Origin of the sequence: Duncaniella dubosii, assembly GCF_004803915.1 — a bacterium.
Lineage (GTDB): Bacteria > Bacteroidota > Bacteroidia > Bacteroidales > Muribaculaceae > Duncaniella > Duncaniella dubosii.
In genome coordinates this window covers 3032736-3057479 of sequence record NZ_CP039396.1, presented here as the reverse complement: position 1 = coordinate 3057479, position 24744 = coordinate 3032736, and the positions used below count along the sequence as shown (strand labels likewise).

Here is a 24744-nt window from a genome sequence, read left to right as displayed (position 1 = left end):
TAAAATGGACAGAATTTTAGTTACTGGCGGAACCGGTTACATCGGCTCGCACACTGTGGTAGAGCTCCAGAAAGCAGGTTACTCTGTGGTAATCATAGATGACCTCTCCAATTCCAATCGTGAAGTTCTCGACGGTATAGAACGTATCACGGGGACACGTCCTGACTTTGTGGAAGGTGACTGCACCGACATAGAAGTGCTTAAAAAACTTTTTGCCGAATATCCCGACATAAAAGGCATCATTAATTTTGCCGCATCCAAGGCTGTCGGCGAAAGCATGCAGAAACCTATTCTTTATTATCGTAACAATCTGAACACACTTCTCAATCTTCTTGATCTTATGGCATCCAACGGTGTCAAGGGAATAGTGTTCTCGTCATCGTGCACTGTTTATGGAGAGCCGGATGTAAATCCTGTCACAGAACAGTCTCCGATAAAAAAGCGACTTCTCCCTACGGCAATACAAAGCAGATATCAGAAGAAATAATTACCGATGTCATCAACGCCGGTGCTCCTTTCAAGAGCGTTATCCTGCGTTATTTCAACCCGGTCGGGGCGCATCCTTCGGCAGAAATCGGTGAACTCCCCAATGGTGTTCCTCAGAACCTGATTCCATATCTGACTCAGACGGCAATCGGAATCCGTAAGGAACTGAGCGTGTTTGGCGATGACTATAACACACCAGATGGTTCATGTATCCGTGACTATATCAATGTTGTCGATCTTGCGCAGGCTCATGTGATTGCTGTTAAGCGTATGCTTGAGGACAAAAGTGAAGATAAGATTGAAATTTTCAATCTCGGTACCGGCAACGGTGTTTCTGTACTTGAACTTATCAACACCTTCGAAGAATCTACCGGTGTCAAAGTTCCTTACAAGATTGTAGGACGTCGCGCAGGTGATATCGAAAAAGTATGGGCAGATCCGACATACGCCAATGAGGTTCTTGGATGGAAGGCTACTTCTACTCTCGCCGATACAATGCGTTCAGCATGGGCATGGCAGCTTAAACTCCGTGAAAGAGGGGTGATGTGATCTTGTAAACTCCCGTTACATTATATTAAGTGACACCCGCCGGATTGACCGACGGGTGTCGCTGTTTTGTTGATTTGATGTTGGATTAATCCACCTTATAGATTGCTACTTCAGCGGGATTGAAGTTTGCAATGAAATCTGAATGCTTTGTGACTTCGGCCTGTGCAAGGTTGGTGTAGACCTCGGCAGAACGCTTGAAACTGTCATTGCGGTTTGCATCGAGAAGAAGGAGATAACCCATGACGATGACACCTGCCATTTCAACAAGACGACGTGCCATGAAATCACCGTATGCGGAATCATCGACAGCAGTCACTGTTTCCACTGCCTTTGCATAACGCTGGGTCATGGCTACAAGACGGTCCTTGAGTCCCTGCAGTTCCGGTTTCACCTCTTCTGCATTATACTCGTTGATGAGATTGAGATAAGTGCCGGTGGTGACGTGGCGAATAGCGGCAACAACTTGAAGCTGGGTAGTTCCCTCGTAGATTGAGGTGATGCGCGCGTCGCGATATATGCGTTCGCAGGCATAATCCTTCATGAAGCCTGAACCTCCGTGAATCTGGATGCAGTCATAGGCATTCTGATTGCAATATTCACTGCCCATACCTTTTGCAAGCGGAGTCAGCGCATCGGCCAGACGGCTGTAGTGTTTCGACTCTTTGCGCTCCTCAGGCGTGAGAGTGCGTTCTTTTGCAATATCATCATATATTTTATAGATGTCCACATAGCGTGCGCATGCGTAGAGAAGCGAACGAGAGGCATCAAGCTTTGCTTTCATCACGGAGAGCATTTCGTAGACAGCCGGGAACTCAATGATGGCCTTACCGAACTGCTTGCGATCCTTGGCATAGGCGAGGGCTTCGCGGTATGCGAGTTCGCTGACACCGACGCTCTGTGCGGCGATACCGAGACGCGCTCCGTTCATAAGAGCCATCACATATTTGATGAGACCGAGACGGCGCGAGCCACAAAGTACAGCCTTTGCATTCTTATATGTAAGTTCACAGGTGGGCGATCCCTTGATACCCATCTTGTTTTCAATACGGCGGACGTTCACGCCTCCGTCACGTTTGTCATAGATGAACATTGAGAGGCCACGACCGTCCTTTGTCCCTGCTTCAGAACGGGCAAGCACAAGGTGGATGTCACTGTCGCCGTTGGTAATAAAGCGCTTGACACCGTTGAGCAGCCATGTGCCGTCGGGCTGTTCGGTGGCTTTCAGCATTACGCTCTGGAGGTCAGAACCGGCATCGGGCTCGGTGAGGTCCATCGACATGGTCTCGCCCTGACATACACGGGTGATAAACTTCTCTTTCTGAGCTTCATCAGCAAACTCATAGATGGTTTCTGCGCAGTCCTGAAGACCCCAGAGGTTCTCAAATCCAGTGTCGGCACGGCTGACAATATCTGCGGCCATGATGTAGGGGGTAATAGGGAAATTGAGACCTCCGAAGCGACGTGGCATCGCCATGCCCATTAGACCGGCCTTGCGGCAGGCATCAAGATTTTCCTTGGTCTTGTCTGCATAAATGACACGGCCGTCCTCGACACGTGGTCCCTGATGGTCGACATCTTCTGCATTAGGAGCAATAATGTCACCGCAAATTTCTCCTACGATTTCAAGTACTTTATCGTAGCTGTCCTGTGCGTCTGCGTAGTCAAGAGGAGCGTAGTCGAATTTCTCGGCGTCTGTATAGTTGCGTTCTTTCAAAGCGACAATCTTTTCCATCAGCGGATGGGTCAGATGGTGCTTGAGATCGGGATTGTCAGTATAAAAATTAGCCATTGGTCTGCTTATTTGGAATTTTTCTTGTAGTATTTGATCAGTTTAGGAACGACTTCCTCAAGGTTGCCTGTGATTACATAGTCGGCGATTGTGTTGATCGGAGCAGCCGGATCATTGTTGATTGATATGATGATGGAGCTGTCCTGCATACCGGCGATATGTTGGATTTGTCCTGAGATACCGCATGCGATATAGAGCTTGGGGCGTACGGTCACACCTGTCTGGCCAATCTGACGCGCATGTTCGGTAAAGCCAGCATCGACTGCCGCGCGTGATGCTCCCACTTCCGCACCAAGAGTATCGGCGAGTTCGTGGAGAAGCTGGAAGTTCTCCTTAGAGCCTACGCCATAACCTCCGGCAACGATAATAGGGGAGTTCTTGATGTTGATTTTCGATTTTTCAATATGCCGGTCAAGGATTTCAACAACGAAATCTTCATCCGAAACATATTTGTTGGCATCAAGCTCGACAACTTCACCCTTGTAATCGGGATCGAATACTTCTTTCTTCATCACACCTTCACGCACAGTGGCCATCTGCGGACGACATTCGGGGTTGACGATTGTTGCCACGATGTTGCCTCCGAATGCCGGGCGGATCTGGAGAAGAAGGTCTTTGTATTCTTTGCCGGTCTTGGGATCTGTATGGTCGCCGATTTCAAGTGCTGTACAATCAGCTGTCAGACCGCTGTGAAGACAGGAGCTAACACGCGGACCGAGGTCACGACCAATGCAGGTAGCGCCCATGAGACAGGCCTGAGGCTTGATTTCTCGGAAAAGGTTGATGAGAACTGCAGAATGAGGATTCGATGTATATGGATAAAGCCGCTTGTCGGAAACTTTGTAAAGACGGTCGACTCCATAGGGGAACACCTGCTGCTCAACGCCGGTAAGGTCATCACCGATGACAATTGCTTCAAGTTTTACGCCAAGACGAGAGGCAAGCACTCGGCCTTTGGTCAGAAGTTCGAGGCTGACGTCGGCCACGCGACCGTCCTCAAATTCGAGATATACTATTAAGTTGTTCTGGTCCATAGTGCTGCTTATCCGATTGTATGGTTAGTGATGAGTTCCTTTACGAGATCTTCGATTTCAGCATCGTTGTCGGTGATGACGCGACAGTCCTTGGCGGTAAATACGACGTTTTCGATAGCTTTTACTTTTGTAGGAGAGCCGGGCAGACCGATCTGTGCCGGGTCGGCATCGACGTATGCTGCGCTCCATTCCTGAAGATTAAGATAGGGACGTTTTTCGAGAAGAGCCTTGCGCTCTTCGCTGAGTTTCACAGCCTCGCTCGGTGAAGCGGCGTATTTGTATTTCTGTACGCGCATTGCGTTGCGAGGACGGCAGTCGGGGGCTGAACCATTGACAGTAACGACACAGGGTAGAGGTGCTTTCACAGTTTCCACTCCATTTTCAAGACGGCGTTTTACAGTGACGTGTCCGTCTGAAAGGTTAAGTATTTCTTCAGCGTATGTAATCTGAGGGATGCCAAGCTTCTCTGCGATCTGAGGACCTACCTGTGCGGTGTCACCGTCGATAGCCTGACGGCCGCCGAGGATGATGTCGTAGTTGCCGAACTTTTTAACTGCCTGTGCGAGCGAGTAGGACGTGGCGAGAGTGTCGGCACCTCCGAGAACTCGGTCAGTGAGTACGATACCGCCGTCTGCTCCGCGATAAATAGCCTCGCGGATGATTTCTGACGCACGGGGTAGACCCATTGTGAGGAGTGTTACTGTTGAACCGGGATGGCTGTCCTTGAGACGGAGAGCTTGTTCGAGGGCATTGAGGTCCTCCGGGTTGAAGATGGCCGGCAGTGCTGCGCGATTGATTGTGCCGTCCTCCTTCATTGCATCCTTACCCACGTTGCGGGTATCGGGTACCTGCTTGGCGAGCACGATGATGTTAAGACTCATAATTGGTTTGTAATAAATAGATGGGTTATTAGATTGGTAATTGCTATCATATTTTTCCGAACGACTCTCCAAAATCGGGGGCTTGTTATCCGATTTTGAAGAGTCATCGAAAATTTATCAAGGTTGTTTATTTAACCTTTTCCTCTACCCATTTGCGGGCATTGATAAAGGCATCGATCCAAGGTGTTACCTGATCTGATTTACGTGTGGACGGATAGAATCCGCATTGCCACGGGAAGATTGCTCTTTCAAGGTGTGGCATCATCGCAAGGTGACGGCCGTCAGCCGAACATATACCGGCTACTGCTCCGCGTGACCCGTTAGGATTAGCCGGATATGCGTTGTAATTATACTTGGCCACGACATTATAGTCGCTCATAGCCATCGGCAGATTGAATTTGCCTTCACCGTGTGCAACCCAGATTCCGAGCTTGCTGCCTGACAGTGAACCGAACATCACTGAGTTGTTCTCAGGGATTGTCACCCCGAGGAACTGTGACTCGAACTTATGGCTGTCGTTGTGAAGCATCTTGGTTTTCTTCGGGTGCTCGGGATTTATGAGGTTGAGTTCAATCATGAGCTGGCAACCGTTGCATATACCGAGTGAAAGTGTGTCTTCGCGGGCATAGAAGTTTTTGAGAGCGCGCATTGCGTTTTCATTCCAAAGGAAGCCTGAAGCCCAGCCCTTGGCTGAACCGAGTACGTCGGAGTTGGAGAAGCCACCGCAGAATACTATCATGTTGACATCCTCAAGATTTTCGCGTCCGCTCATCAGGTCGGTCATGTGGACATCCTTAACATCGAAGCCGGCAAGATAAAGCGAGTAGGCCATTTCGCGGTCGCCGTTCACACCCTTTTCGCGTATAATTGCAGCCTTGACGCGGTCACCGTGACCCTCACGACGGAGGCTGATGCCTCTTGATTCAAGTTTGCCGTCATATTTAGAGGGGAAACGGTAGCGGATAGGCTGTTTCTTGTAATTCTCGAAACGGCTGCGGGCACATTTTTCTCCGCTCTGGATGGCATCCATGAGATAGCTGGTGTGGAACCAGACATCACGCAGATGGTCGATGCCAAGCAGACGCTGTGTTCCGTTGTGGTTGATAATCAGTGTACGTTCCGTGGTCGGAGCACCGATTTGGCAGAAACGGATGCCTGCTTTAGTGAGAATTTCGTCGACAGATGCTGTTTTGGCAGCTTCAACCTGTGCGACAAGCGCGGGATTTTCTGCAAACAGAATCTTGACAAGATCTGTCTCTCCGAGTGTCTCAAATCCTGTGGTGTCGAGTTCTATTCCTCCGTCGGTGTTTGCAAACGCCATTTCAAGGAGTGTGGTGACCAGACCACCGGCTGACACGTCGTGGGCTGCCATCAGCTTGCCTTGTTTCACAAGTTTCTGTACTGTCTCAAACGTCTTGACAAATGCTTCGGTATCGGTGACTGTCGGAGCTTCCGAGCCGAGTTTGCCTTGTGTCTGTGCAAGTGCCGACCCCCGAGTTTGAGGCTGTCTGACGAGAAGTCTATATAATAAAGTATAGAACCTTTCTTTCCGAGTACCGGGCTGAGAGTCTTGCGGACATCGCTTACTTCGCTGGCAGCCGAAATGATGACTGTGCCGGGTGCATATACTTTGTCGGCACCATATTTCTGTGTCATCGATAGAGAATCCTTACCGGTGGGGATATTGACTCCGAGTTTGCATGCGAAATCCGAACATGCTTCTACCGCACGATAGAGAGCTGCATCCTCTCCCGGATTCTTGCAAGGCCACATCCAGTTCGCACTAAGCGAAAGGCCCTTGATGCCATCAGACAACGGTGTGGCCACAATGTTTGTCAGTGCTTCCGCAACAGCCATTACAGAGCCTTTGGCAGAGTCTATAAGGGCTACTTGAGGCGCATGTCCGATTGATGTTGCAATACCCTTTGTGCCGCTATAGTCAAGAGCCACAACTCCACAGTCGCTAAGCGGGAGCTGGATTTCACCCTGACATTGCTGGCGGGCGATTTTACCTGTCACGGAACGGTCTACTTTATTTGTCAGCCAGTCTTTGCAGGCAACGGCTTCAAGGCTGAGTACCGACGCAGTGTAGCGTTCGATATCCTCTTCATTATATTCGCCGTCGGTATATGAATTGACAACGGTATTGTCGACAAGTGTTGTCTTTGGAGATGAGCCGAACATATCGGTCATGGCGAGGTCGATAGGTTTCACACCGTCTTTCTGTTCGAATACGAAGCGATGGTCACCTGTGGTTTCACCTACGACATACATCGGAGCGCGTTCACGGTCGGCGATGGTGCGCACGAAGTCAATGTCTTCTTTCTTGAGCACCATACCCATGCGTTCCTGACTTTCGTTGCCGATGATTTCTTTTGACGAAAGTGTATGGTCTCCGATAGGAAGGCTGCCGATTTCAATCTTACCGCCTGTCTCTTCGACGAGTTCGGAAAGGGCATTGAGGTGGCCGCCAGCGCCGTGGTCATGAATAGAGACAATCGGGTTGTTGTCATTTTCTGCGAGCGCACGGATTACGTTTGACACACGCTTCTGCATTTCGGGGTTGGCGCGCTGAACGGCGTTGAGCTCGATGCCTGATGCGTATTGTCCGGTTTCTACTGATGACACTGCGCCTCCGCCCATGCCGATACGGTAGTTGTCGCCACCCATTACGACGACAGCTTCGCCGGCCTCGGGAACACCCTTGATCGCATCCTTTGAGGCTGCATATCCGACACCGCCGGCGAGCATGATTACCTTGTCGTAGGCATACATTTTGCCATTTTCATCATGCTCGAATGTGAGGAGTGAACCACAGATGAGAGGCTGTCCGAACTTGTTGCCAAAATCAGATGCTCCGTTGGAGGCTTTTATCAGAATTTCAGCAGGAGTCTGATAGAGCCAAGCACGGGGATTCATCATAAGTTCCCAAGGATAGTTTCCAAGACGAGGGTATGAAGTCATGTAAACGGCTGTACCTGCGAGTGGAAGACTGGCACGGCCTCCGCCGAGACGGTCGCGGATTTCACCACCGCTGCCGGTTGCTGCGCCATTGAACGGCTCGACCGTGGTGGGGAAGTTATGTGTTTCGGCCTTTAGAGAAAGTACGGTCGGCAGATCACGTACTTCAAAGAAGTCGGAACGTTCAGGATGAGTGGGGTAGAACTGAGCTACTGTCGGGCCTTCGACAAACGCAACGTTGTCCTTATACGCCGAAACGAGCTTGTTTGGATTGACCTGAGAGGTCTTTTTAATAAGCTTGAATAAAGAAAGAGGTTTCTCTTCTCCGTCAATGACAAATGAGCCGTTGAAAATTTTGTGGCGGCAATGTTCGCTGTTGACCTGAGAGAAACCAAACACTTCACTATCGGTGAGGGGACGGCCGAGGCGTTTTGCAAGGTCACGGAGATAATCTTCTTCCTCTGCGCTCAGAGCAAGGCCCTCACGTTTGTTATACTCACTGATGTCGGCTATATGCTCGATTGGAGCTGCCGTTGCCGAGGTTGTGAACACCTTTGAATTAAGACCGTCGTAGAGTCGCGACAGCATTTTGTCAAACGTCGGTTCTTCGGTAGCCACACGGTGGAATTCCTCTATGCGGGTGATTCCTTCAAGACCCATGTTCTGGGTAATTTCGACCGCATTGGTGCTCCACGGGGTTATCATCTCTTTGCGAGGGCCGATGAAGCGTCCTTTTACCGAGGTTGAGGCGAGAGGCGTTGCTCCGTCGAAAAGCCAGCGAAGTTTCTCGTTTTCTTCTTCTGAAAACTTATGGCTGGTTTCAACGGCGTAAATAAGGTTTGCACCTTTTTTGAAAAATACGACCATAGTGAAATATGCAATGAATGGAGTGAATTTCTTGATTTAAAGAGTGCGCTGAGAGGGGCATTCTTCGCAACAAAGTTACGATAAATCTCCCATATCACCAAGAGATGAAGGCTATTTAGAGAATTTGTAGTAACTTTGTGACATCAAATTTCTATACGCCATATTCTTTTGGCGAAATCTTAAGTAAATTAAAATCTATGAAAAGAAAAATAGGAGTTTTGTTTGACCTTGACGGTGTTCTTGTGGACAGCGAAGGCGAATATTCTAATTTCTGGGGCCCTATGGGGCGAAGATTCAATGTCGGTGGTGAAACCTTTGCAGCAGACATAAAGGGTACGACTCTCGGTGAAATACTTCAGCCATTTCCCGAAGAAGCACGCGAAGGAATCGTGGATGAGCTTCATACTTACGAGCAGAATATGAAATATCCGTGGATTGCCGGTGTCGAAGCATTTCTTGCTCGTCTGCGCGAGCTGGAAATTCCTTTTGCCGTTGTGACAAGCAGCGATGATGTGAAGATGGGATATCTTTTTGCCGCTCACTCTGATTTGCGCCGGATGTTGAGCGGACTTGTTACCGGCTCAATGGTTAAGCGCAGCAAGCCTGACCCGGAGGGCTATCTGACAGGGGCGCAGCTGATAGGCGTGCCTATCGAGGATTGTTATGTGTTCGAGGACTCTCTTCAGGGGCTTCAGGCCGGTATGAGTTCAGGGGCTACTGTTATCGGGCTTGCCACCACCAATCCACGCTCACGTCTAAAAGGTAAAGCCCACAAAATCATTGATGATTTTGCAGGCTTTACAGTTGAAGATATGCTTGATGTCAAACGTGAATGAAACATATTCACCGGCAATTTGACAAGTTGCCGGTGAATTTCTCATTTCACAGCCTTGAAGCTCATGTCGAGACCCTTGACCGAGTGGGTCAGTGCTCCTACGGATATGAAATCAACTCCACATTCGCCATAGGCACGCAATGTGTCGAGAGTAATTCCTCCGGATGATTCAATTTCCGTGCGCCCGTTTATCAGTTCTACTGCCTCACGTGTGCGATCCGGAGTGAAATTATCAAGCATGATTCGGTCTACTCCGGCTTCAAGAGCCTGACGAATCTCATCCTCGTTACGGACTTCAAGCTCGATTTTCAGATCCTTGCCTTTTTCTGCGCAATATTTCCGTGCTGCGTCCACAGCCTGCTTGATTCCACCGGCAAAATCAACGTGATTGTCCTTTATTAGAATCATGTCAAAGAGTCCGATGCGATGGTTGCAGCCTCCACCTATACGCACAGCCTCCTTTTCAAGCATGCGTAGGCCTGGAGTTGTCTTACGTGTGTCAAGCACTTTTGTCTTGAGACCTTCGAGACGCTGCTGGTATTTGGCTGTCTGGGTGGCGATGCCACTCATTCGCTGCATGATATTTAGCATCACGCGCTCTGTCTGTAACAGCGAGCGAACGCTTCCTTCTACCTCAAACGCAATGTCGCCCGGTTTCACATGAGCACCGTCGTTGATATATACGGTCATCTTAAGTTCCGGATCAAACTTTTCGAACACTTTGCGTGCGATGTCTACTCCGGCAAGTATTCCTTCTTCCTTGATGATGAGACGCTGCACTCCGCGTTCGTTAGCCGGGATGGTGCTTAAGGTTGTATGGTCTCCGTCACCGACATCTTCAGCGAAAGCAAGTGTCAGCAGGTCGTCGATAAGTTCGTCTTTTGTTTTCATATCCTTTTCTTTAAATTACAATCTTAATAGTCAAAATGAAAATAGTTATTATAGCTGTCGGAAAGACATCCACCGGTTATGTGGCTTGCGGTGTAGAGGAATTCCTGAAACGGGCTAACCGCTATGTACCTACAGAACTGATTGTGATTCCAGACGTTAAATCATCGAAGGCTCTGTCAGAGGATGCCCAGAAACAGCAGGAGGGGCGGAGTATCATTGCGGCTCTTCAGCCGGGAGATATTGTCACTCTGCTCGACGAGAGAGGCAAGGAGCTTACTTCAAGAGAGTTTTCATCGATGATTGAGCGACGTATGGTGCAGGGCATAAAACGTCTGGTGTTTGTCATCGGTGGCCCATACGGTTTCTCGAACGAGGTCTACGAACGTGCCGATTCAAAGCTGTCGTTGTCACGCATGACGTTCACACACGAAATGGTTCGTCTTTTTTTCATGGAACAGATTTACCGCGCCATGACCATCATGCGTGGCGAGCCGTATCATCATGATTGATACGCCACCGATGTGCAATGCTTATGCCACGCGATAGAGGAACCAGACGAATGCAAGAGCGAATGCCGTATATATCAGGGCGCTGCGGAGAAAAAGACTCCAGCGCCTTTTTTTACGCCCTGACATGTAGGTATAAAGACCTCCTCCGAGGATTCCGAAACCGATGCAATATGCTATCCAGAAACCGACACTTCCCATAGTTCTGTATCGCTTTAGTTGCACGGGGCTTTTGCTCCTTTTATGCCGCCTTTTGCACCTCCTGAAAGCGAAAATATATTCTGGTCGTAGCTGACGGTCTTCTGTCCTTCCTCACGTTTGCGTTTGAGGGCGAGTTGCACGAGCTTGTCCATTAGTTTGTCAAAAGAAATTCCGGTCGCTTCCCAAAGGTAGAATGACAGAGAGCCGGGTATTGTGTTGATTTCGTTGACATAAATTTCATTGTTGTCATCATCAACGATGAAATCTATTCGGCTTACACCATGACAGCTCAGCACTCGGAAAGTCTCACCTGCGAGATACTGGATTCTTTTTGTCATCTCTTCCGGCAGATCGGCGGGAATGCGTTTCTGGGATGCCTGCATGCCTTTGGCTCCCTTGGTGCCACCCATGTATTTGTCCTCGTAGGAAAGAATTTCCGCGCTTTTTATAGGTTCTTCAAGCACAGATGACTGATATTCGTCACAGTCGCCAAGTACCGAACAGTTGATTTCCTTCAGATTGTCAACCATGTGTTCGACTATGATTCTGGAAGTGTATTTTTGTGCGACCTCAACTTTCTCTATGAGTTGTTCGCGGTTTGCGGCACGGCCTATTCCAACACTCGAACCGAGGTTGGCCGGCTTGACGATAACCGGATATCCGATTTTGGTTTCGATTTTCTCGATCAGTTCGTCGCGCTTTGCAAACCATTCCTTGTCTGTGAACCACACATAGTCAATGACCGGGATGCCTGATTCTCGGAGAATCATTTTCATCGTTATCTTGTCCATGCCGTTGGCGCTTGCAAGAGTGTCGCATCCTGCATATGGAATTCCGATGGTTTCAAGGACACCTTCAAAGATTCCGTCTTCCACATTTGATCCGTGGAGGACCGGAATAACTACATCAAGCGTCGTTACCGGGCCTTTGTTTCCGAACAGACCGGCAGATTTGGCACGATATAGACTGTAGTCGCCGTAAACAGGACGGATGTAGACCTCCTCGCATTTTTCAAGCAGAGCGGGAATATCGCGGTAGTTTGCTATCTCAAAAAGAGCCTCGCCCGTATAGAACCGTCCTTGCTTTGATATATATATAGGTGTGACGTCATATTTTTCGCGATTTATGGCGTGCATTGCCTGCGAAGCGGAAATCACCGAGATTTCATGTTCGGTAGAGCGTCCGCCGAAAAAGACTCCAATATTGGTTTTCATTGTCTTGTTTTTATGATATAAAAAGATATTTGTTCAACTGTTATCAGATGACACATTTATTTGAATGTGTCGGGAAGATCATTTTCGTAGAGAATTGTATCTCCGCTTTTCAGCATGGTCGCCAAAAGTTGTTGTGCTTCATTGAATGAATCGACTTTGTGGACTTTCGCTATACCGTTGTCAACGTTTTCAATTCCTTCGACTATTGCATCACGGTTATAAGTGCCCACGATTATGGCGATATCTGCTGAAACGGCGATGGATTCTCCGAACTTCCTGTTGAGTTCTTCTTGTCTGTCGCCAAGTTCTATCATGCCGGGTGTGACGATGATACGTCTGCCGCCGGTCATCATTTTTAACACGTCAAGAGCCATTTTCGAACCGGTGGGGTTGGAGTTGAACGCATCGTCGATGATGGTTACCCCGCCGGGAGTACGTTTCATGTTAAGGCGGTGTTCGACTTGCTCGATGTTGGCTACCGCATATCGTATTTTTTCAATAGGAACATTCATGCGCAGCGCTACGATGATGGCCGCAAGAAGATTTGACACATTGCATTCGCCGACTAAATGAGTCGAGAATGCCAACTGTTCTCCTGTGGGTGTCACAACGGTAAATGATGTCCCTCCCGGGGAGTAGGTGATGTCTTCCGCTGTGTATTGCGCAGCATCTTTGGCGCTAACGGCATAGCGTATACATTCGACATTTTCTACATCGCGGTTGGCTACAAAAGGGAAATCGTCGTTAACTATAGCAAGTCCGTCGGCCGGAAGCGCATCGACCAGCTCGAATTTTGTCCGCTGTACGTTTTCAATTGTCTTGAACGATTCAAGATGCTGTTCGCCTACAGCGGTGACAATTCCAACTGACGGATGCACGAGATCGCAGATTTCCTTTATGTCTCCCGGTTGTTTCGCCCCCATTTCGCAAATAAACACCTCATTGTAAGGCTTGAGATATTCGCGGATCGTACGGATGACTCCCATAGTGGTATTGAAGCTTCCGGGTGTCATCAATACATCATATTTCTCAGAAAGAATTCGGTTTAGATAGTGTTTTGTGCTTGTCTTTCCATAGCTGCCGGTGACTCCGATTATTTTTAGATCAGGCATTCCGTTGATAATTCGTTTTGCATCATCGTAATATTTCTGATTGATGCGGGCTTCTACGGGCTTGAGCAATGTGTTGGCGGCAATAGCAAAAGCATGAGAGAAACAATATATCGCGAGAGTTGTCGAGGCTGCGATATCCAACGAATAGCCACGGAATACGCATAAGACTGTTACGGCAGCGATTATGATGGCTGCAAGTCCGAGCATCACGCTGAATATGCGGGTGGCACGGGGAGTCATTACCAGCGGTTTCTTGTATTTCCGCCCTGCAAGGTTGAATATGTTTACAATCGAGATTACGGCAACCAGACCAACGGAAATAAGAGGCAATGACAGGGTGGAAAGCGATGCAAGTACCACAGCTCCGGAAATGAGACGCATTGTCGATGTGCTGTCCTGCGACGAGGAAAGCCACCGATTATAGCGGTCATTGCGATATGAATTCTGCTGAAGCATCATCAAGTCGCGCTTGAATTCAAGCACGACATTTATTATAGTAAGTAAAATGGCAATTATAATGAGAGCTAACATGGTTGAGCTATGTTGATTTGGTTATCAATCTATTTTAAATCTTCAGATGTTCCCGAGGAAGCTACGTAACACGGCAGCAAATTGCATGGGATTGTCGAGAAATGAATAATGTCCGCATCCGGGGAATGACACGAGACCTGCATTAGGGATAAGCCGCTCCATTTTTTTTGCGTCATAGAGTGGGGTGGCGGAGTCATTCTCCCCCCATATTAATAATGTGGGGGCTTTTATATGCTGAAGCTTGTCGGTCAGATCTTCATTTACCACCTTTGAAAGTATTCTTCTCATCATAGGCGATGCGTTGGCATAGTCGCTTGACCCGGCTTTAGCCCTTCTGGCATCAAGATGCTTTTCTGCGGTCTCTTTACCGAGGAAGAGATACATCAGCCTTTTGATGGCCTTGAATGAATATACTTTCCAATAATATTTCAGTGACCGTTTGGGTTTGATGCCTGCGGCGTCGACAAGTATTAGTTTCTCCACCTGATTACGTGATGCGTAAAGTATGCCTACACGTCCGCCGAAAGAATGCCCCAGCATTATAGGTGTCTTTATGCCAAGCTCTTTTGTCAAAGCCTCGATCTGGCGCGTATATTCTTCGACCCCCCACACATCATTCGGTTCTTGTGAGTCGCCGAACCCCGGAAAGTCGACATTTATGACACGGTAGCCGCATGATAATGCCACGCGTTCAATTGACGCAAGAGTGGTGTGGTTGCAACCCCAGCCGTGCATCATAACGACGGTCTTTTCACCTTTTTCAGAATCGGTGTAGTGAAGATTCAGCCCTTCAAGCCTCGTATCTCTGTCCATAAATAAAATTTGACCTACAAAATTATGAAAAAGCGGTGAATAATTGCATGTGCAGGTTTAAAAAGTTTGTGCCCCTCGGATTTGTTTGCTAATTTTGCAAGAAATCACCAGAATTATATAAGACATCAAGAGAGAGGCTTGATTAATTTTGTGCGTCGTCCGATGACGCTACAATTATTAATTACTCTTGTTATAAATTTATTCTTAACAAACCATGAGTTATCCTTTTGCTTATAAGCTGTTTCCGGCTGTACTGTCGGTCTTTTCATTGACTGTTGCCGTGTCATGTACACATTCTCACTCTGATGCCAATGATGAGAATGTGGCAGAGGAAGGACATGACCATGAGGATGAAATCGTCATGTCTCCTGCCGATGCAATGCGTTTCGGGGTCATGGCCGAAGCTGCGGTCAAAACTCCGTTCTGTGAGATTGTCAAAGTTTCAGGCGAGGTTCTCCCGGCTGCGACAGACCGCAGTGTCGTGTCGGCTCCTACTTCCGGGATTGTAAGACTCGTTTCCGGTATCGAACAGGGTAAGGCTGTCGGAAACGGAGAACTTATTGCTTCAATATCCGCAGGAAATATGACTGGGGGAGATGCCAACAAGATGGCAAAAGTGTCTCTTGACGCTGCGAAACGAGAACTTGACCGTCTTACTCCATTGCTTAAAGATGGCCTTATAACGAAAAAAGAATATAATGATGCCTTGCGCTCGTATGAGGAGGCTAAAAGCGCCTATAGCCCTGCAGCAGCAACAGGACGAGCATCAAGTCCGATTTCCGGTGTCGTCTCTGAGCTGCTTGTCAGTGACGGTTCTTTTGTAGAAGCCGGTCAGCCGATTGCGACGGTGGCGCGTAGCCAGCGTCTGACACTAAAGGCGCTTCTTCCATCACGCCACATTGACATGCTTCCGCGGATAGCCTCTGCCAATTTTATTCCTTCTCATTCTTCCGGCAAAGCTATCCGGTTGGCTGATCGAGGCGGAAAGGTGCTGTCATCCTCTATGTCAACCGCCGATAATACACCAGGCTATCTTCCTGTTTATTTTTCGTTTGACAATCATGGCGATGTCGTTCCGGGCACGCCTGCTGACGTATATCTGGTCGGGACACAGAGGTCTGATGCGCTGACAGTTCCTGCCGGCGCTATATCTGAGCAGCAGGGCGAAAAATTTGTTTATGTCAAGGTCGAGGATCATGCTTATGCGAAGCATCCTGTTAAAGTCGGTCGGAATGACGGTCGTCGAGTCGAAATCCTTGATGGCATTTCTGAAGGAGATTCTGTAGTCGCTACTGGAACTACATTCGTGCGTCTCGCCGAGACCTCTACTGTCGTGCCTGAAGGCCATTCGCATAATCATTAAAATAATTGATTTCATAATTCAGAACTCTAAAGATGCTCAACAGAATCATAAAATTCTCACTTGACAACAGAATTGCTGTCATAGTGATGTCAATCGTTCTGCTGATTTATGGAATGATTGTGCTTTTGCGTACCGAGGTCGACATATTTCCCGATCTTAATGCTCCGACTGTAGTTGTGATGACCGAAGCTCCGGGGATGGCTCCCGAAGAGATTGAGAAGGTTATAACTTATCCGGTCGAGACGGCTGTCAATGGAGCGAGCGGTGTCCGTCGCGTACGTTCGGCTTCTGCTCCGGGCCTGTCATCGGTATGGGTTGAATTTGACTGGGGTACAGATGTCTATCTTGCCCGACAGATTGTATCGGAAAAACTTTCGGAAATAGAGAGTGATTTACCTCCTAATGTCGGGAAACCGACCCTTGGACCTCAATCCTCGATACTCGGCGAAATTCTGATTATTGGCCTCACGGCAGACTCGCTTACTACACAGGAGGAGTTACGGACCATAGCCGACCGCCAAATCAGGCCACGTCTGCTGTCTCTGTCTGGTGTCGCCTCCGTCAGTGTTATCGGAGGTGACGCCCGTGAATATCAGATATTGCTTCATCCTTCAGCGATGCGACGCTTCGGAGTCGGTTTGCAGGAGGTTCGCGATGCCGTAGGGCAAATGAATGCCAACGCGTCTGGAGGTGTGATTTATGAACACGGAAATGAATATATCATAAAAGGTGACATATCTACCGGGAATGTGGATGACTTGAGTAATTCCCTTGTCCGTACGGCCGATGGAACTACCATACGTCTTTCTGACATAGCGACTATCAAAGTCGGCGCTGCCGAACCACGTCTGGGGGCTGCATCTCTCAATTCGCAGCCAGCCGTCCTCGTGACCGTTACAAAACAGCCGGCTGTCGGCACAATCAACCTGACAGATGAAATCGAATCGAGTCTGTCGCAGATTCGCTCGACGCTGCCTGCAGACGTTAAAGTGAACACCGATATTTTCCGCCAGTCAGATTTCATATCCACGTCTATCGGAAATCTTCAGGAGTCTCTTTTCATCGGAGCGATTTTTGTGATTGTTGTGCTGTTCTTCTTCCTTATGAACCTGCGCACAACCGTCATTTCGCTTGTGGCACTTCCTCTGTCGATCATAGTGACAGTTCTTGTGCTGCATTTCCTCGGTCTGACCATAAACACTATGAGTCTCGGAGGTATAGCAATAGCGATTGGCTCGCTTGTAGATGATGCGATAGTCGATGTTGAGAATGTCTATAAACGATTGCGCGAGCGCCATCGCAGTGGCGAATCTGTGCTTACGATTGTCTACGATGCCTCTAAGGAGGTTCGTCTGCCGATTTTTAATTCTTCGCTCATTATCATGGCCAGCTTCCTCCCACTTTTCTTCCTTGACGGAATGGAGGGAAAGATGTTGAAGCCATTAGGAATTTCATTTATAGTCGCATTGGTCGCGTCCACAATCGTGGCGCTTACAGTGACACCAGTTCTCTGTTCATTCCTGCTCGGAAGCAAAAAAGCGATGAAAGCTCTTGACCGAGAACCGAAATTTGCGCGGGCACTCCGTGTCGCATACGAAAAGGCTCTTTCATGGTCGCTCGGTCATGCAAAACTGATTTTTATTTCGACTGCGATTCTTTTTGCCATATCAGTCGGCATTTTCTTCACGCTCGGCCGAAGTTTCCTGCCATCATTCAACGAGGGATCTTTGACCATCAACGTGAGCGCTTTGCCAGGCATATCGCTCGAAGAAAGCGACAGGCTTGGACGAGAAGCTGAAAAAATTATCCTCTCGATGCCTGAAATAGAACTCACGGCCCGAAAGACAGGCCGTGCGGAACTTGACGAGCATTCTCTTGGTGTGAATGTCTCTGAAATTGAAGCTCCATATACCCTTGACAACGGCCGTTCGCGCAATGAGCTGCTTGCCGACCTTCGCCATAAGCTCTCACATCTGCCGGGAGTCAATATAGAGATAGGACAACCTATTTCCCATCGCATTGACGCTATGCTTTCCGGCACTGAGGCTCAGATCGCAATAAAGCTTTTTGGCGATGATCTTGCCAAACTATATAATATCGGCAATCGGATAAAACATCTCATTTCGGATGTGCCCGGTGTTGTTGATGTCAATATCGAGCAGCAGGTAGAACGCCCGCAGCTCGACATTCGTCCGAAACGCGACATGCTTGTCTACTATGGTGTCACCATAGGCGAATTTGCCGATTTCATCAATGTGGCGCTTGCCGGCGAAAAGGTGTCGCAGGTCTATGAAAATGGATTTCCTTATGACCTGACACTCCGTATGGCTCCTGACAGCCGAAGCTCGATAGATGACATCTCCGACCTCATGATTGATACATCCAAGGGTAAAGTCCCTCTCAGTGAACTTGCGGAAATTGTTTCCGCTACCGGTCCTAACACAATCAACCGAGAGAATGTCAGTCGTAGAATCGTCATCTCCGCCAATGTCTCCGAACGAGATCTTCGAGGCACTGTCGATGATATCCGAAAGGAAATAGAATCCGACATTTCGCTTCCGGAAGGCTATTTCATTACTTATGGCGGTCAATTTGAAAATGAGGCCAAGGCTTCTGCAACGCTCGCTCTTGTGTCGATCGTCGCACTGATTGTCATATTTTTGCTTCTTTACGGGCAGTATCATAGCGTCAGCCAGTCGCTCGTTATCCTTCTGAACATGCCTTTGGCTATTATCGGAGGCGTAATTTTGCTGCGAGTGACCGGCGGTGAACTCAATATTCCGGCTATCATAGGTTTCATCTCATTACTCGGAATCACGACGCGCAACGGCATGCTTCTCATGTCGCGTTATGATCAGCTGCGTGCTGAAGGCATGGTGCTGCGTGAGCGTGTCATGCTCGGGTCTTCCGACCGTCTCAACCCGATTCTGATGACAGCGCTAAGTTCGGCTCTCGCTTTGATTCCGCTGGCTGTCAACGGGGATAAACCCGGTAATGAGATCCAGTCTCCTCTGGCTATTGTCATTCTTGGAGGATTGCTGACATCAACCGTCCTCAATATCTTTATCGTACCTCTTGTTTATCGCTATATCAACCGAAAAGAAAATACGAATAATTAAAATAACAAATTAAACAGACATGCTCCGAAAATTCAGCATTTTTCTAATCTGTCTCTCCCCTATAGGTAGTTTCGCTTCTGATTTTGACGAAGTTCTGTCCACTGTGGTTGGCAATAATCTGACTCAAAAATCTATTTTGGCCTCGGATATCGCTTCTGTCGCTGAAATGAAGGCCGAGAATACTCTCGAAGCTCCCGAGTTTTCTTACGAAAGTCTATGGGGAGCAAAAGGGATCGGTGATAAACGCAACTTTTCAATTTCGCAGTCATTTGACTGGCCCGGCGTTTATGCTGCCCGAAGCAAGGCCATAAAAAAATCGGAAAATGCCATGCAATATCTGCGTGAATCAAGTCTTCTTGAAACACGCATGGAAGTGCGTCTGGCTTTGATTGACATGATTAACATCCGTCAGCGCATAGCGACAACACGGAAAATTTGCGATGGCCTTTCATCGATGGTGGCATATTATAAAAAAGCGGCCGAAGAAGGACAGGAAACACGCCTTGATTATAACAAGGCTGTAATAGAACATGTGAATGCTGTCCGCGAACTGAAGACGCTCATGTCTGATTCGGCTGTTATTGCTTCTTCGCTCCAGTCTATGAACGGTGGGCACGATGTAGCACCTCTGATAATTAAACTTGGAGTGGAATATCCTCACAGATCGCTTGAGTCCCTGCGCCCGGACCGGGAGACCCTTCGTGCAAAAGATCCTGCTGTAGCTGCATCGCGAGCAGCAGTCGAAGCGCAGAAAGAACTCGTCAAAGTGGAAAAACGGTCTCTGTATCCCGGATTTTCCGTAGCATATCTCCACGAATGGGAAATGGGCGATAATTTCAACGGCTTCTCTGTGTCAATTACTCTGCCGTTTCTCACAGGTCGGTCCAAGACAAAGGCAGCATCACTCAGACTCGATGCCCAGCGTCTTGACGAAGAAATGTCATTAATCAAGATTGCATCTGAACTTCAGGGAGAATATGATGTGGCCTGTGAACTTCGTGAACTCTTGAGAGAATACCGGGGAGTTATAAACGATGACTCAAATATCGAACTTCTGCGTAAGGCTTTGGATTCAGGACAGATCAACTTTCTGACCTATATGCAGGAGCTGAATTATTTTCTTTCGGCTCGTCGTGATTTTCTTGAAGCGCATTATCGTTATCATATAGCGGTTGCGCGTCTTCAGCGTTACGAATAATTAAAAATATCATTAATCACCAATGCAATCATTACGCATATCTTTTATGGCCGCTGCAAGTGCGGCCATACTCGCATTATCCCCTTCGGCAATAGCGCAGCATTCAACGAAAGTTGCCAGGCCGATGGATGACAGGAACAATGTTGTCGACAATACACTTGACAGCCTTAACAAAGCTAAGTTTGCCCGTCCGATTGCCGGTTCTTCGCGCAAAGGTGACAATCCGGTGCTTTTTCTTGTTGGAAATTCAACCATGCGCACCGGCACTCTTGGCAATGGCAACAACGGCCAGTGGGGTTGGGGATGTTTCCTTGACAGTTATTTCAATCCGGGAAAAATCACTGTTGAGAATCATGCCCTCGGTGGCACGAGCAGCCGTACGTTCTACGAACGTCTGTGGCCCGACGTGCTTGCCGGAGTCCGTAAGGGAGACTGGGTGATAATTGAGCTTGGACATAATGATAACGGCCCTTATGACAGCGGGCGAGCACGGGCATCGATTCCCGGAATCGGTAAAGATACACTTCATGTCACCATAAAGGAGACCGGAGAGAAACGGATTGTATATACGTATGGGGAATACATGCGTCGGTTTGTCAATGAAGTCAAATCCAAAGGGCATACCCGATACTGATGTCACTAACTCCGCGCAATGCTTGGGCAGATGCCGACAGCACTGTCATAGAACGTGTCGACGAGACGTTCGGCAAGTACAACCGTCCGCGACAGCAGGTATAGCTTAAAAAAATAGCCGTCCAGGTTTTGGGCGGCTATTTTTGTGAGAGTTTCCAGCGGTCGGGAAGCAGGTCGCGGTATTTTTCGATCGGGGTGTTTGGCGGCCATGCGGCACATCGGTCGATTATGTCGCAGAAGTAGTCGAAGACGTTGACTCCGCAGCGGTGGCAGGTGATCGCAAGAGAGTGGTACAGGGCGGCGGCTTCGGCTCCGGAGTGGGAGCCGATTGTAAGTCGGCGACGGGTCAGGGATATGTAGCGGTTGATTCGCTCGACTTCGTTGTTGTCGAGTCTGTAGGTGGGTGAGGCAAAGATGCGTGGTATCTCGTCCCATTGTTTGAGTGCATGTTCGGTGGCGGCGAGCAGCGGGTCGTCGGGTGGCACGCCGATGCGGTCTTTGACTGCTGTCAGTCTCATGCGGATTTTCTCGAGCATCACCTTGGAGTATCGTTGTCTCCACTCAAGGTGCTTTCCCGCCGTCCATCCGTCTTTGCCTATGCGGTGCTGATGCTCGAAGTGGTAAAGGAGTCCGAAGAGCTTTGCTATTTCCTGCGCCTTTGGATTGTCTTTCAGATCGAGAAACTTTCGCTTGATGTGCTGCAGGCATGGCAAGCGTTTTATCCCGCTCATCCCACCGATTCCGATATGCCGGTATCCCGAGTAATAGTCGCACTGGAAGGCTCCGTTGAAGCCTTTTATGTGTTGCTCGAAGACTTCGGCCGAGCGGGAGCCGTCGTCATAGAAGAAGTACACAAGCCCGGTTGTCATGCCGACGAACACCCATATGTAGCCTTTCTTGATCTTTCTTCCCGAAGGAGTTGCCACCTGCAGCCGCACTTTCTGATAGGTCTCGTCACCGCAGATATAATTGTCCGCGACTATTGCCTGACCCAGCGCCTTGTATAGATTTTCCAGATGTACCCTTACCTTACTTACGAGCTTCTGTGCGGTGCCTTTGTCAAGGTCGAAGCCGTGGGCACGGAAGTATTCGACAGCATTTTCAAGTGGCATGCAGTGGAGATAGCGTAGCTCGGCGAGTCCGGCTATGAAGGAAGATGTATACTGCGAGTTAAGCAGCGGTGTGGCGGGTGCGGAACCTTTGTATATTTTCTCGTCCTGCACGTATTTTCTGACCTTGTAGATAATTTTTTTGAAGCGCATCGGCTCCATGACGTAGCGCACGACATCGCACTCGCCGATAAACGTCGCCGCCTCGGGATTGAAGTCCGGACTGTCAGGCTCCACTATAATGGTCTCCACCTCACACTCCGGATGCGTCTTCCTTTTGGCGCCGTTGTTGGTACGTTTCTTCTCTGGCTTCTGCTGTCGAGTTTCGGATGTGGCAGGAGTCGTCACCGGTTTCTTCTGACGCTCCGACGGCGAGCCCTGCAGACGCTGCACTGCCTGACGCGCGGCTTTCTCTTTGCTCAGTTCCGCACTTTTGCCTTTCATAGCCTCCTCCATTGAGGCCATTTGCTTGCGCAGTTCATCTACAGTCGCCACAAGCTTCTCGTTGGTCGACTGCAGCTTTTCATTGGATAAAGTAAGCGAGCTGACAGAGGCCAACGCCTCGTCGAGCCGCCCTTGAAGGAACTCGATCTGACGTTGCAGAAACTCTATCAACTCGTTCTTTTTCATGGTGTAAAGTTACAAAAAATATCTGACATTTGCAACTTTCCACGCCATTTATTTATTTGATTAACAAATTATTAAGCCTTATTTTACGGCCATTCTGAAGCGATTTTCGACCATCACCTTCACAGGCGTGAGGCCCCTCATCAGCATATAGAAATCGTCCCATTGGAGCCTGCGCACGCCGTCATCGCCCTTTTTGAGCACCTCCCGGAAACGGCCTCGCGACAGTCTTTTTGTGTACATCAAAAATCCGTCGCCATCCCATTTCAACGCCTTCATGGTCTTGCGGTCCTTTGAGAAAAACACATACACATCGCCCGATGCCGGAGAATGCCCCTTCCACGACCACACCATCTGGGCCAGACCCCGGATGCCGTAGCGCATCGATACCGGCTGCCGGCATACCCAGAGCCGCATATCCGCCTCAAGACTCCACATCACTCCTGCGTGTCATGACATCCACCAGAAGCGCCAGCCCCTCCGCGCTTATCTCTCCCAGACTCACGCCTCGGCCCCAACCGAGTTCGATGTGCACGTCACGCACGACACTGGTGGCACCGACATCCCGGCTCTCATCCGCAACCTGAATACCGGGAACCTTAACCTCCCGGAATAACGGCCCGCCACCTTCCCGCGACGAATCCGGTCTCTCCGGCAGACTGCGTTGATAATCGCTTATGCTGATTTTGCGGCGCCGAAGCCACTCATAAAGCCGCTGGACGTTGACGCCGGTACCGGCACAGAAACGGTTCAATGCGATATAGCCGTCTGTCTCGCATTGATTCTTGTAACGCGTCCATGTCTCTGAATAGACATCGGACAAAGACTTGTTATAACCCATGATTCTTTTTGTCGACAAAGATACAACTCTCTTTCGGAGTTCGTCAATATGCTATCGCGGATGGTTGTACTTCGGCAAGTGGGCACGTCAGGTTGCAAAACAGACAAAAGTTCCGTTTGTGGATTTAAACGAGATCTCAGCACGTAAGTTTGAACGTTATGGAAAAGAAAAGGTGAAGACTATGTTTTATCTCGACAGTATCCACACAAGTGAATTCGGGGCTAAGGTCAATGCGAAGTCAGCAGTCGAAGGCCTGAGGGGGTGAAGAATCCCACGCTGGCCAAATATCTGCTGCCTGAGAGCCTTGATACTGTCACAGGTTCTTCCCGCTCAAATGGTCGTCCTGTCGTTTTCACTATCGGTGACAGTACGGTCAAGAATGAAGATTCAGATGATGACAGCATGTGGGGATGGGGGAGCGTGCTGGCCGAATATCTCGACACGACAAAGGTCTCTGTCGAAAATCATGCGATGCCCGGACGCAGTGCCCGCACATTTGTTGATGAAGGTCGTTGGGACAAGGTTTATGAAGCTTTGCAGCCCGGTGACATTGCTTATACAGTTTGGTCATAATGATGCCGGCCCAATAAACACAGGTAAGGAGCGAGCTGAACTTCGCGGGGCGGGACCTGAAAGCAAGGTGTTCAAAATGCAGAGTACCGGGCGTTACCATGTTGTCTATACTTTCGGTTGGTATATGCGTAAATTCATTATGGATGCCCGTGAGAAAGGTGCTGTCCCGGTCTTGATAACCCACACTCCGCGAAATAAGTTTGACAACGGTTTTATCGAAAGTAATACCGATAGTTTTGGCGCATGGACCAAAGAAGTTGCCGACGCTATGGGGTTGTCTGCATCGACCTTAACACCCTTGCCGGTCAGACTCTCCAACATATAGCTGATGACGAAGGACTGAAAAAAGTCAACGCACATTTCAAGCGTGACCATACACATTCATCTATCCTTGGTGCCCGCCTGAATGCCTCAATTGTCGCAGAAGAACTGAAAAAAATTATTGATGGTCTACAAAGTAGAAATTAATATCTAAAAACGCGACATCCTTAAACGGCCACAAAAGGTTAGACAAAAAACTTTTTGTGGCTGTTTATAATTCGCCAATGTTAGTCGTTTTTCCATATTTTTTGTCTTTACTTACTTTGGATAAAGAGCTTTTGAATAAGTTT

General features: G+C 48.7%; 16 protein-coding genes and 4 pseudogenes. 8 read left to right on the top strand and 12 right to left on the bottom strand.

Features of this window, described 5'->3' with window-relative positions:
• Positions 1-4: 4 nt before the first annotated feature.
• Positions 5-1035 (top strand): annotated as a pseudogene (gene galE, locus E7747_RS13645) (UDP-glucose 4-epimerase GalE).
• Positions 1036-1120: 85 nt separating this feature from the next.
• Here the strand turns inward: galE and E7747_RS13640 are convergent.
• From E7747_RS13640 to purL, 4 genes and pseudogenes are all read right to left on the bottom strand, one after another.
• Positions 1121-2824 (bottom strand): acyl-CoA dehydrogenase family protein, encoded by a 1704-nt coding sequence (locus tag E7747_RS13640; protein WP_123614420.1) that lies wholly within the window; start codon positions 2822-2824, stop codon positions 1121-1123.
• Between the two features lie 8 nt (positions 2825-2832).
• Positions 2833-3858, bottom strand: coding sequence for an electron transfer flavoprotein subunit alpha/FixB family protein (locus E7747_RS13635; protein ID WP_123614419.1), 1026 nt, complete (start codon positions 3856-3858; stop codon positions 2833-2835).
• An 8-nt stretch (positions 3859-3866) separates the two neighbouring features.
• A complete protein-coding gene (locus E7747_RS13630) occupies positions 3867-4739 on the bottom strand; it encodes an electron transfer flavoprotein subunit beta/FixA family protein (RefSeq protein ID WP_136416557.1) in 873 nt (290 codons plus the stop codon).
• Between the two features lie 127 nt (positions 4740-4866).
• Positions 4867-8567, bottom strand: a pseudogene (gene purL, locus E7747_RS13625) (phosphoribosylformylglycinamidine synthase).
• 197 nt (positions 8568-8764) lie between these two features.
• Between purL and E7747_RS13620 the strand changes: the two are divergent.
• Positions 8765-9403 (top strand): HAD family hydrolase, encoded by a 639-nt coding sequence (locus tag E7747_RS13620; protein ID WP_136416556.1) that lies wholly within the window; start codon positions 8765-8767, stop codon positions 9401-9403.
• A gap of 41 nt (positions 9404-9444) precedes the next feature.
• Here E7747_RS13620 and nadC read toward each other — a convergent pair whose 3' ends face one another.
• On the bottom strand, positions 9445-10293 hold the full coding sequence (nadC, locus tag E7747_RS13615; protein ID WP_136416554.1) for a carboxylating nicotinate-nucleotide diphosphorylase: 849 nt from the start codon (positions 10291-10293) through the stop codon (positions 9445-9447).
• Between the two features lie 35 nt (positions 10294-10328).
• Between nadC and rlmH the strand changes: the two genes are divergently transcribed.
• Positions 10329-10802 (top strand): 23S rRNA (pseudouridine(1915)-N(3))-methyltransferase RlmH, encoded by a 474-nt coding sequence (rlmH, locus tag E7747_RS13610; RefSeq protein WP_136416552.1) that lies wholly within the window; start codon positions 10329-10331, stop codon positions 10800-10802.
• Positions 10803-10823: 21 nt separating this feature from the next.
• Here rlmH and E7747_RS16670 read toward each other — a convergent pair whose 3' ends face one another.
• Genes E7747_RS16670 through E7747_RS13595 form a run of 4 tightly spaced genes read right to left on the bottom strand, consistent with a single transcriptional unit; the run spans position 10824 to position 14670 of the window.
• Positions 10824-11000, bottom strand: a complete 177-nt coding sequence (locus E7747_RS16670) for a hypothetical protein (protein ID WP_168185352.1) — start codon at positions 10998-11000, stop codon at positions 10824-10826.
• Between the two features lie 14 nt (positions 11001-11014).
• Positions 11015-12214 carry a D-alanine--D-alanine ligase family protein gene (locus tag E7747_RS13605; protein WP_136416550.1) on the bottom strand — a complete coding sequence of 400 codons (1200 nt, stop codon included), beginning with the start codon at positions 12212-12214 and terminating at the stop codon, positions 11015-11017.
• A gap of 56 nt (positions 12215-12270) precedes the next feature.
• Positions 12271-13857: a UDP-N-acetylmuramoyl-tripeptide--D-alanyl-D-alanine ligase gene (locus E7747_RS13600; RefSeq protein WP_123614412.1), complete on the bottom strand. Its 1587-nt coding sequence runs from the start codon at positions 13855-13857 to the stop codon at positions 12271-12273.
• A 42-nt stretch (positions 13858-13899) separates the two neighbouring features.
• On the bottom strand, positions 13900-14670 hold the full coding sequence (locus tag E7747_RS13595) for an alpha/beta fold hydrolase (protein WP_136416548.1): 771 nt from the start codon (positions 14668-14670) through the stop codon (positions 13900-13902).
• Positions 14671-14884: 214 nt separating this feature from the next.
• Here E7747_RS13595 and E7747_RS13590 point away from each other — a divergent pair, with 214 nt between their 5' ends.
• From E7747_RS13590 to E7747_RS13575, 4 genes and pseudogenes are all read left to right on the top strand, one after another.
• On the top strand, positions 14885-16033 hold the full coding sequence (locus E7747_RS13590) for an efflux RND transporter periplasmic adaptor subunit (RefSeq protein ID WP_136416546.1): 1149 nt from the start codon (positions 14885-14887) through the stop codon (positions 16031-16033).
• 32 nt (positions 16034-16065) lie between these two features.
• On the top strand, positions 16066-19152 hold the full coding sequence (locus E7747_RS13585) for an efflux RND transporter permease subunit (protein WP_136416544.1): 3087 nt from the start codon (positions 16066-16068) through the stop codon (positions 19150-19152).
• Positions 19153-19171: 19 nt separating this feature from the next.
• Positions 19172-20350 carry a TolC family protein gene (locus E7747_RS13580; RefSeq protein ID WP_136416542.1) on the top strand — a complete coding sequence of 393 codons (1179 nt, stop codon included), beginning with the start codon at positions 19172-19174 and terminating at the stop codon, positions 20348-20350.
• Between the two features lie 124 nt (positions 20351-20474).
• Positions 20475-21058 (top strand): annotated as a pseudogene (locus E7747_RS13575) (SGNH/GDSL hydrolase family protein); the annotation flags it as partial.
• A gap of 62 nt (positions 21059-21120) precedes the next feature.
• Here the strand turns inward: E7747_RS13575 and tnpC are convergent.
• The 3 genes from tnpC to E7747_RS13560 form a co-directional block, all read right to left on the bottom strand.
• Positions 21121-22722: an IS66 family transposase gene (gene tnpC, locus E7747_RS13570; RefSeq protein WP_136413423.1), complete on the bottom strand. Its 1602-nt coding sequence runs from the start codon at positions 22720-22722 to the stop codon at positions 21121-21123.
• A gap of 78 nt (positions 22723-22800) precedes the next feature.
• Entirely contained in the window at positions 22801-23157 is a 357-nt protein-coding gene (gene tnpB / locus E7747_RS13565; RefSeq protein WP_136413421.1) for an IS66 family insertion sequence element accessory protein TnpB, read from the bottom strand.
• Positions 23144-23560, bottom strand: coding sequence for a hypothetical protein (locus tag E7747_RS13560; RefSeq protein ID WP_136413419.1), 417 nt, complete (start codon positions 23558-23560; stop codon positions 23144-23146). The genes tnpB and E7747_RS13560 overlap by 14 nt, the downstream gene beginning before the upstream one ends.
• 34 nt (positions 23561-23594) lie before the next feature.
• Here E7747_RS13560 and E7747_RS17060 point away from each other — a divergent pair.
• Positions 23595-24601: pseudogene (locus E7747_RS17060) on the top strand (GDSL-type esterase/lipase family protein); the annotation flags it as partial.
• Positions 24602-24744 lie beyond the last annotated feature (143 nt).

Bases quoted from the DNA above. Each gene is read 5' to 3' on its own strand.
- E7747_RS13640 (WP_123614420.1), bottom strand. From the start codon at position 2,824: ATGGCTAATTTTTATACTGACAATCCCGATCTCAAGCACCATCTGACC.
- E7747_RS13635 (WP_123614419.1), bottom strand. From the start codon at position 3,858: ATGGACCAGAACAACTTAATAGTATATCTCGAATTTGAGGACGGTCGC.
- E7747_RS13630 (WP_136416557.1), bottom strand. From the start codon at position 4,739: ATGAGTCTTAACATCATCGTGCTCGCCAAGCAGGTACCCGATACCCGC.
- E7747_RS13620 (WP_136416556.1), top strand. From the start codon at position 8,765: ATGAAAAGAAAAATAGGAGTTTTGTTTGACCTTGACGGTGTTCTTGTG.
- nadC (WP_136416554.1), bottom strand. From the start codon at position 10,293: ATGAAAACAAAAGACGAACTTATCGACGACCTGCTGACACTTGCTTTC.
- rlmH (WP_136416552.1), top strand. From the start codon at position 10,329: ATGAAAATAGTTATTATAGCTGTCGGAAAGACATCCACCGGTTATGTG.
- E7747_RS16670 (WP_168185352.1), bottom strand. From the start codon at position 11,000: ATGGGAAGTGTCGGTTTCTGGATAGCATATTGCATCGGTTTCGGAATC.
- E7747_RS13605 (WP_136416550.1), bottom strand. From the start codon at position 12,214: ATGAAAACCAATATTGGAGTCTTTTTCGGCGGACGCTCTACCGAACAT.
- E7747_RS13600 (WP_123614412.1), bottom strand. From the start codon at position 13,857: ATGTTAGCTCTCATTATAATTGCCATTTTACTTACTATAATAAATGTC.
- E7747_RS13595 (WP_136416548.1), bottom strand. From the start codon at position 14,670: ATGGACAGAGATACGAGGCTTGAAGGGCTGAATCTTCACTACACCGAT.
- E7747_RS13590 (WP_136416546.1), top strand. From the start codon at position 14,885: ATGAGTTATCCTTTTGCTTATAAGCTGTTTCCGGCTGTACTGTCGGTC.
- E7747_RS13585 (WP_136416544.1), top strand. From the start codon at position 16,066: ATGCTCAACAGAATCATAAAATTCTCACTTGACAACAGAATTGCTGTC.
- E7747_RS13580 (WP_136416542.1), top strand. From the start codon at position 19,172: ATGCTCCGAAAATTCAGCATTTTTCTAATCTGTCTCTCCCCTATAGGT.
- tnpC (WP_136413423.1), bottom strand. From the start codon at position 22,722: ATGAAAAAGAACGAGTTGATAGAGTTTCTGCAACGTCAGATCGAGTTC.
- tnpB (WP_136413421.1), bottom strand. From the start codon at position 23,157: ATGTGGAGTCTTGAGGCGGATATGCGGCTCTGGGTATGCCGGCAGCCG.
- E7747_RS13560 (WP_136413419.1), bottom strand. From the start codon at position 23,560: ATGGGTTATAACAAGTCTTTGTCCGATGTCTATTCAGAGACATGGACG.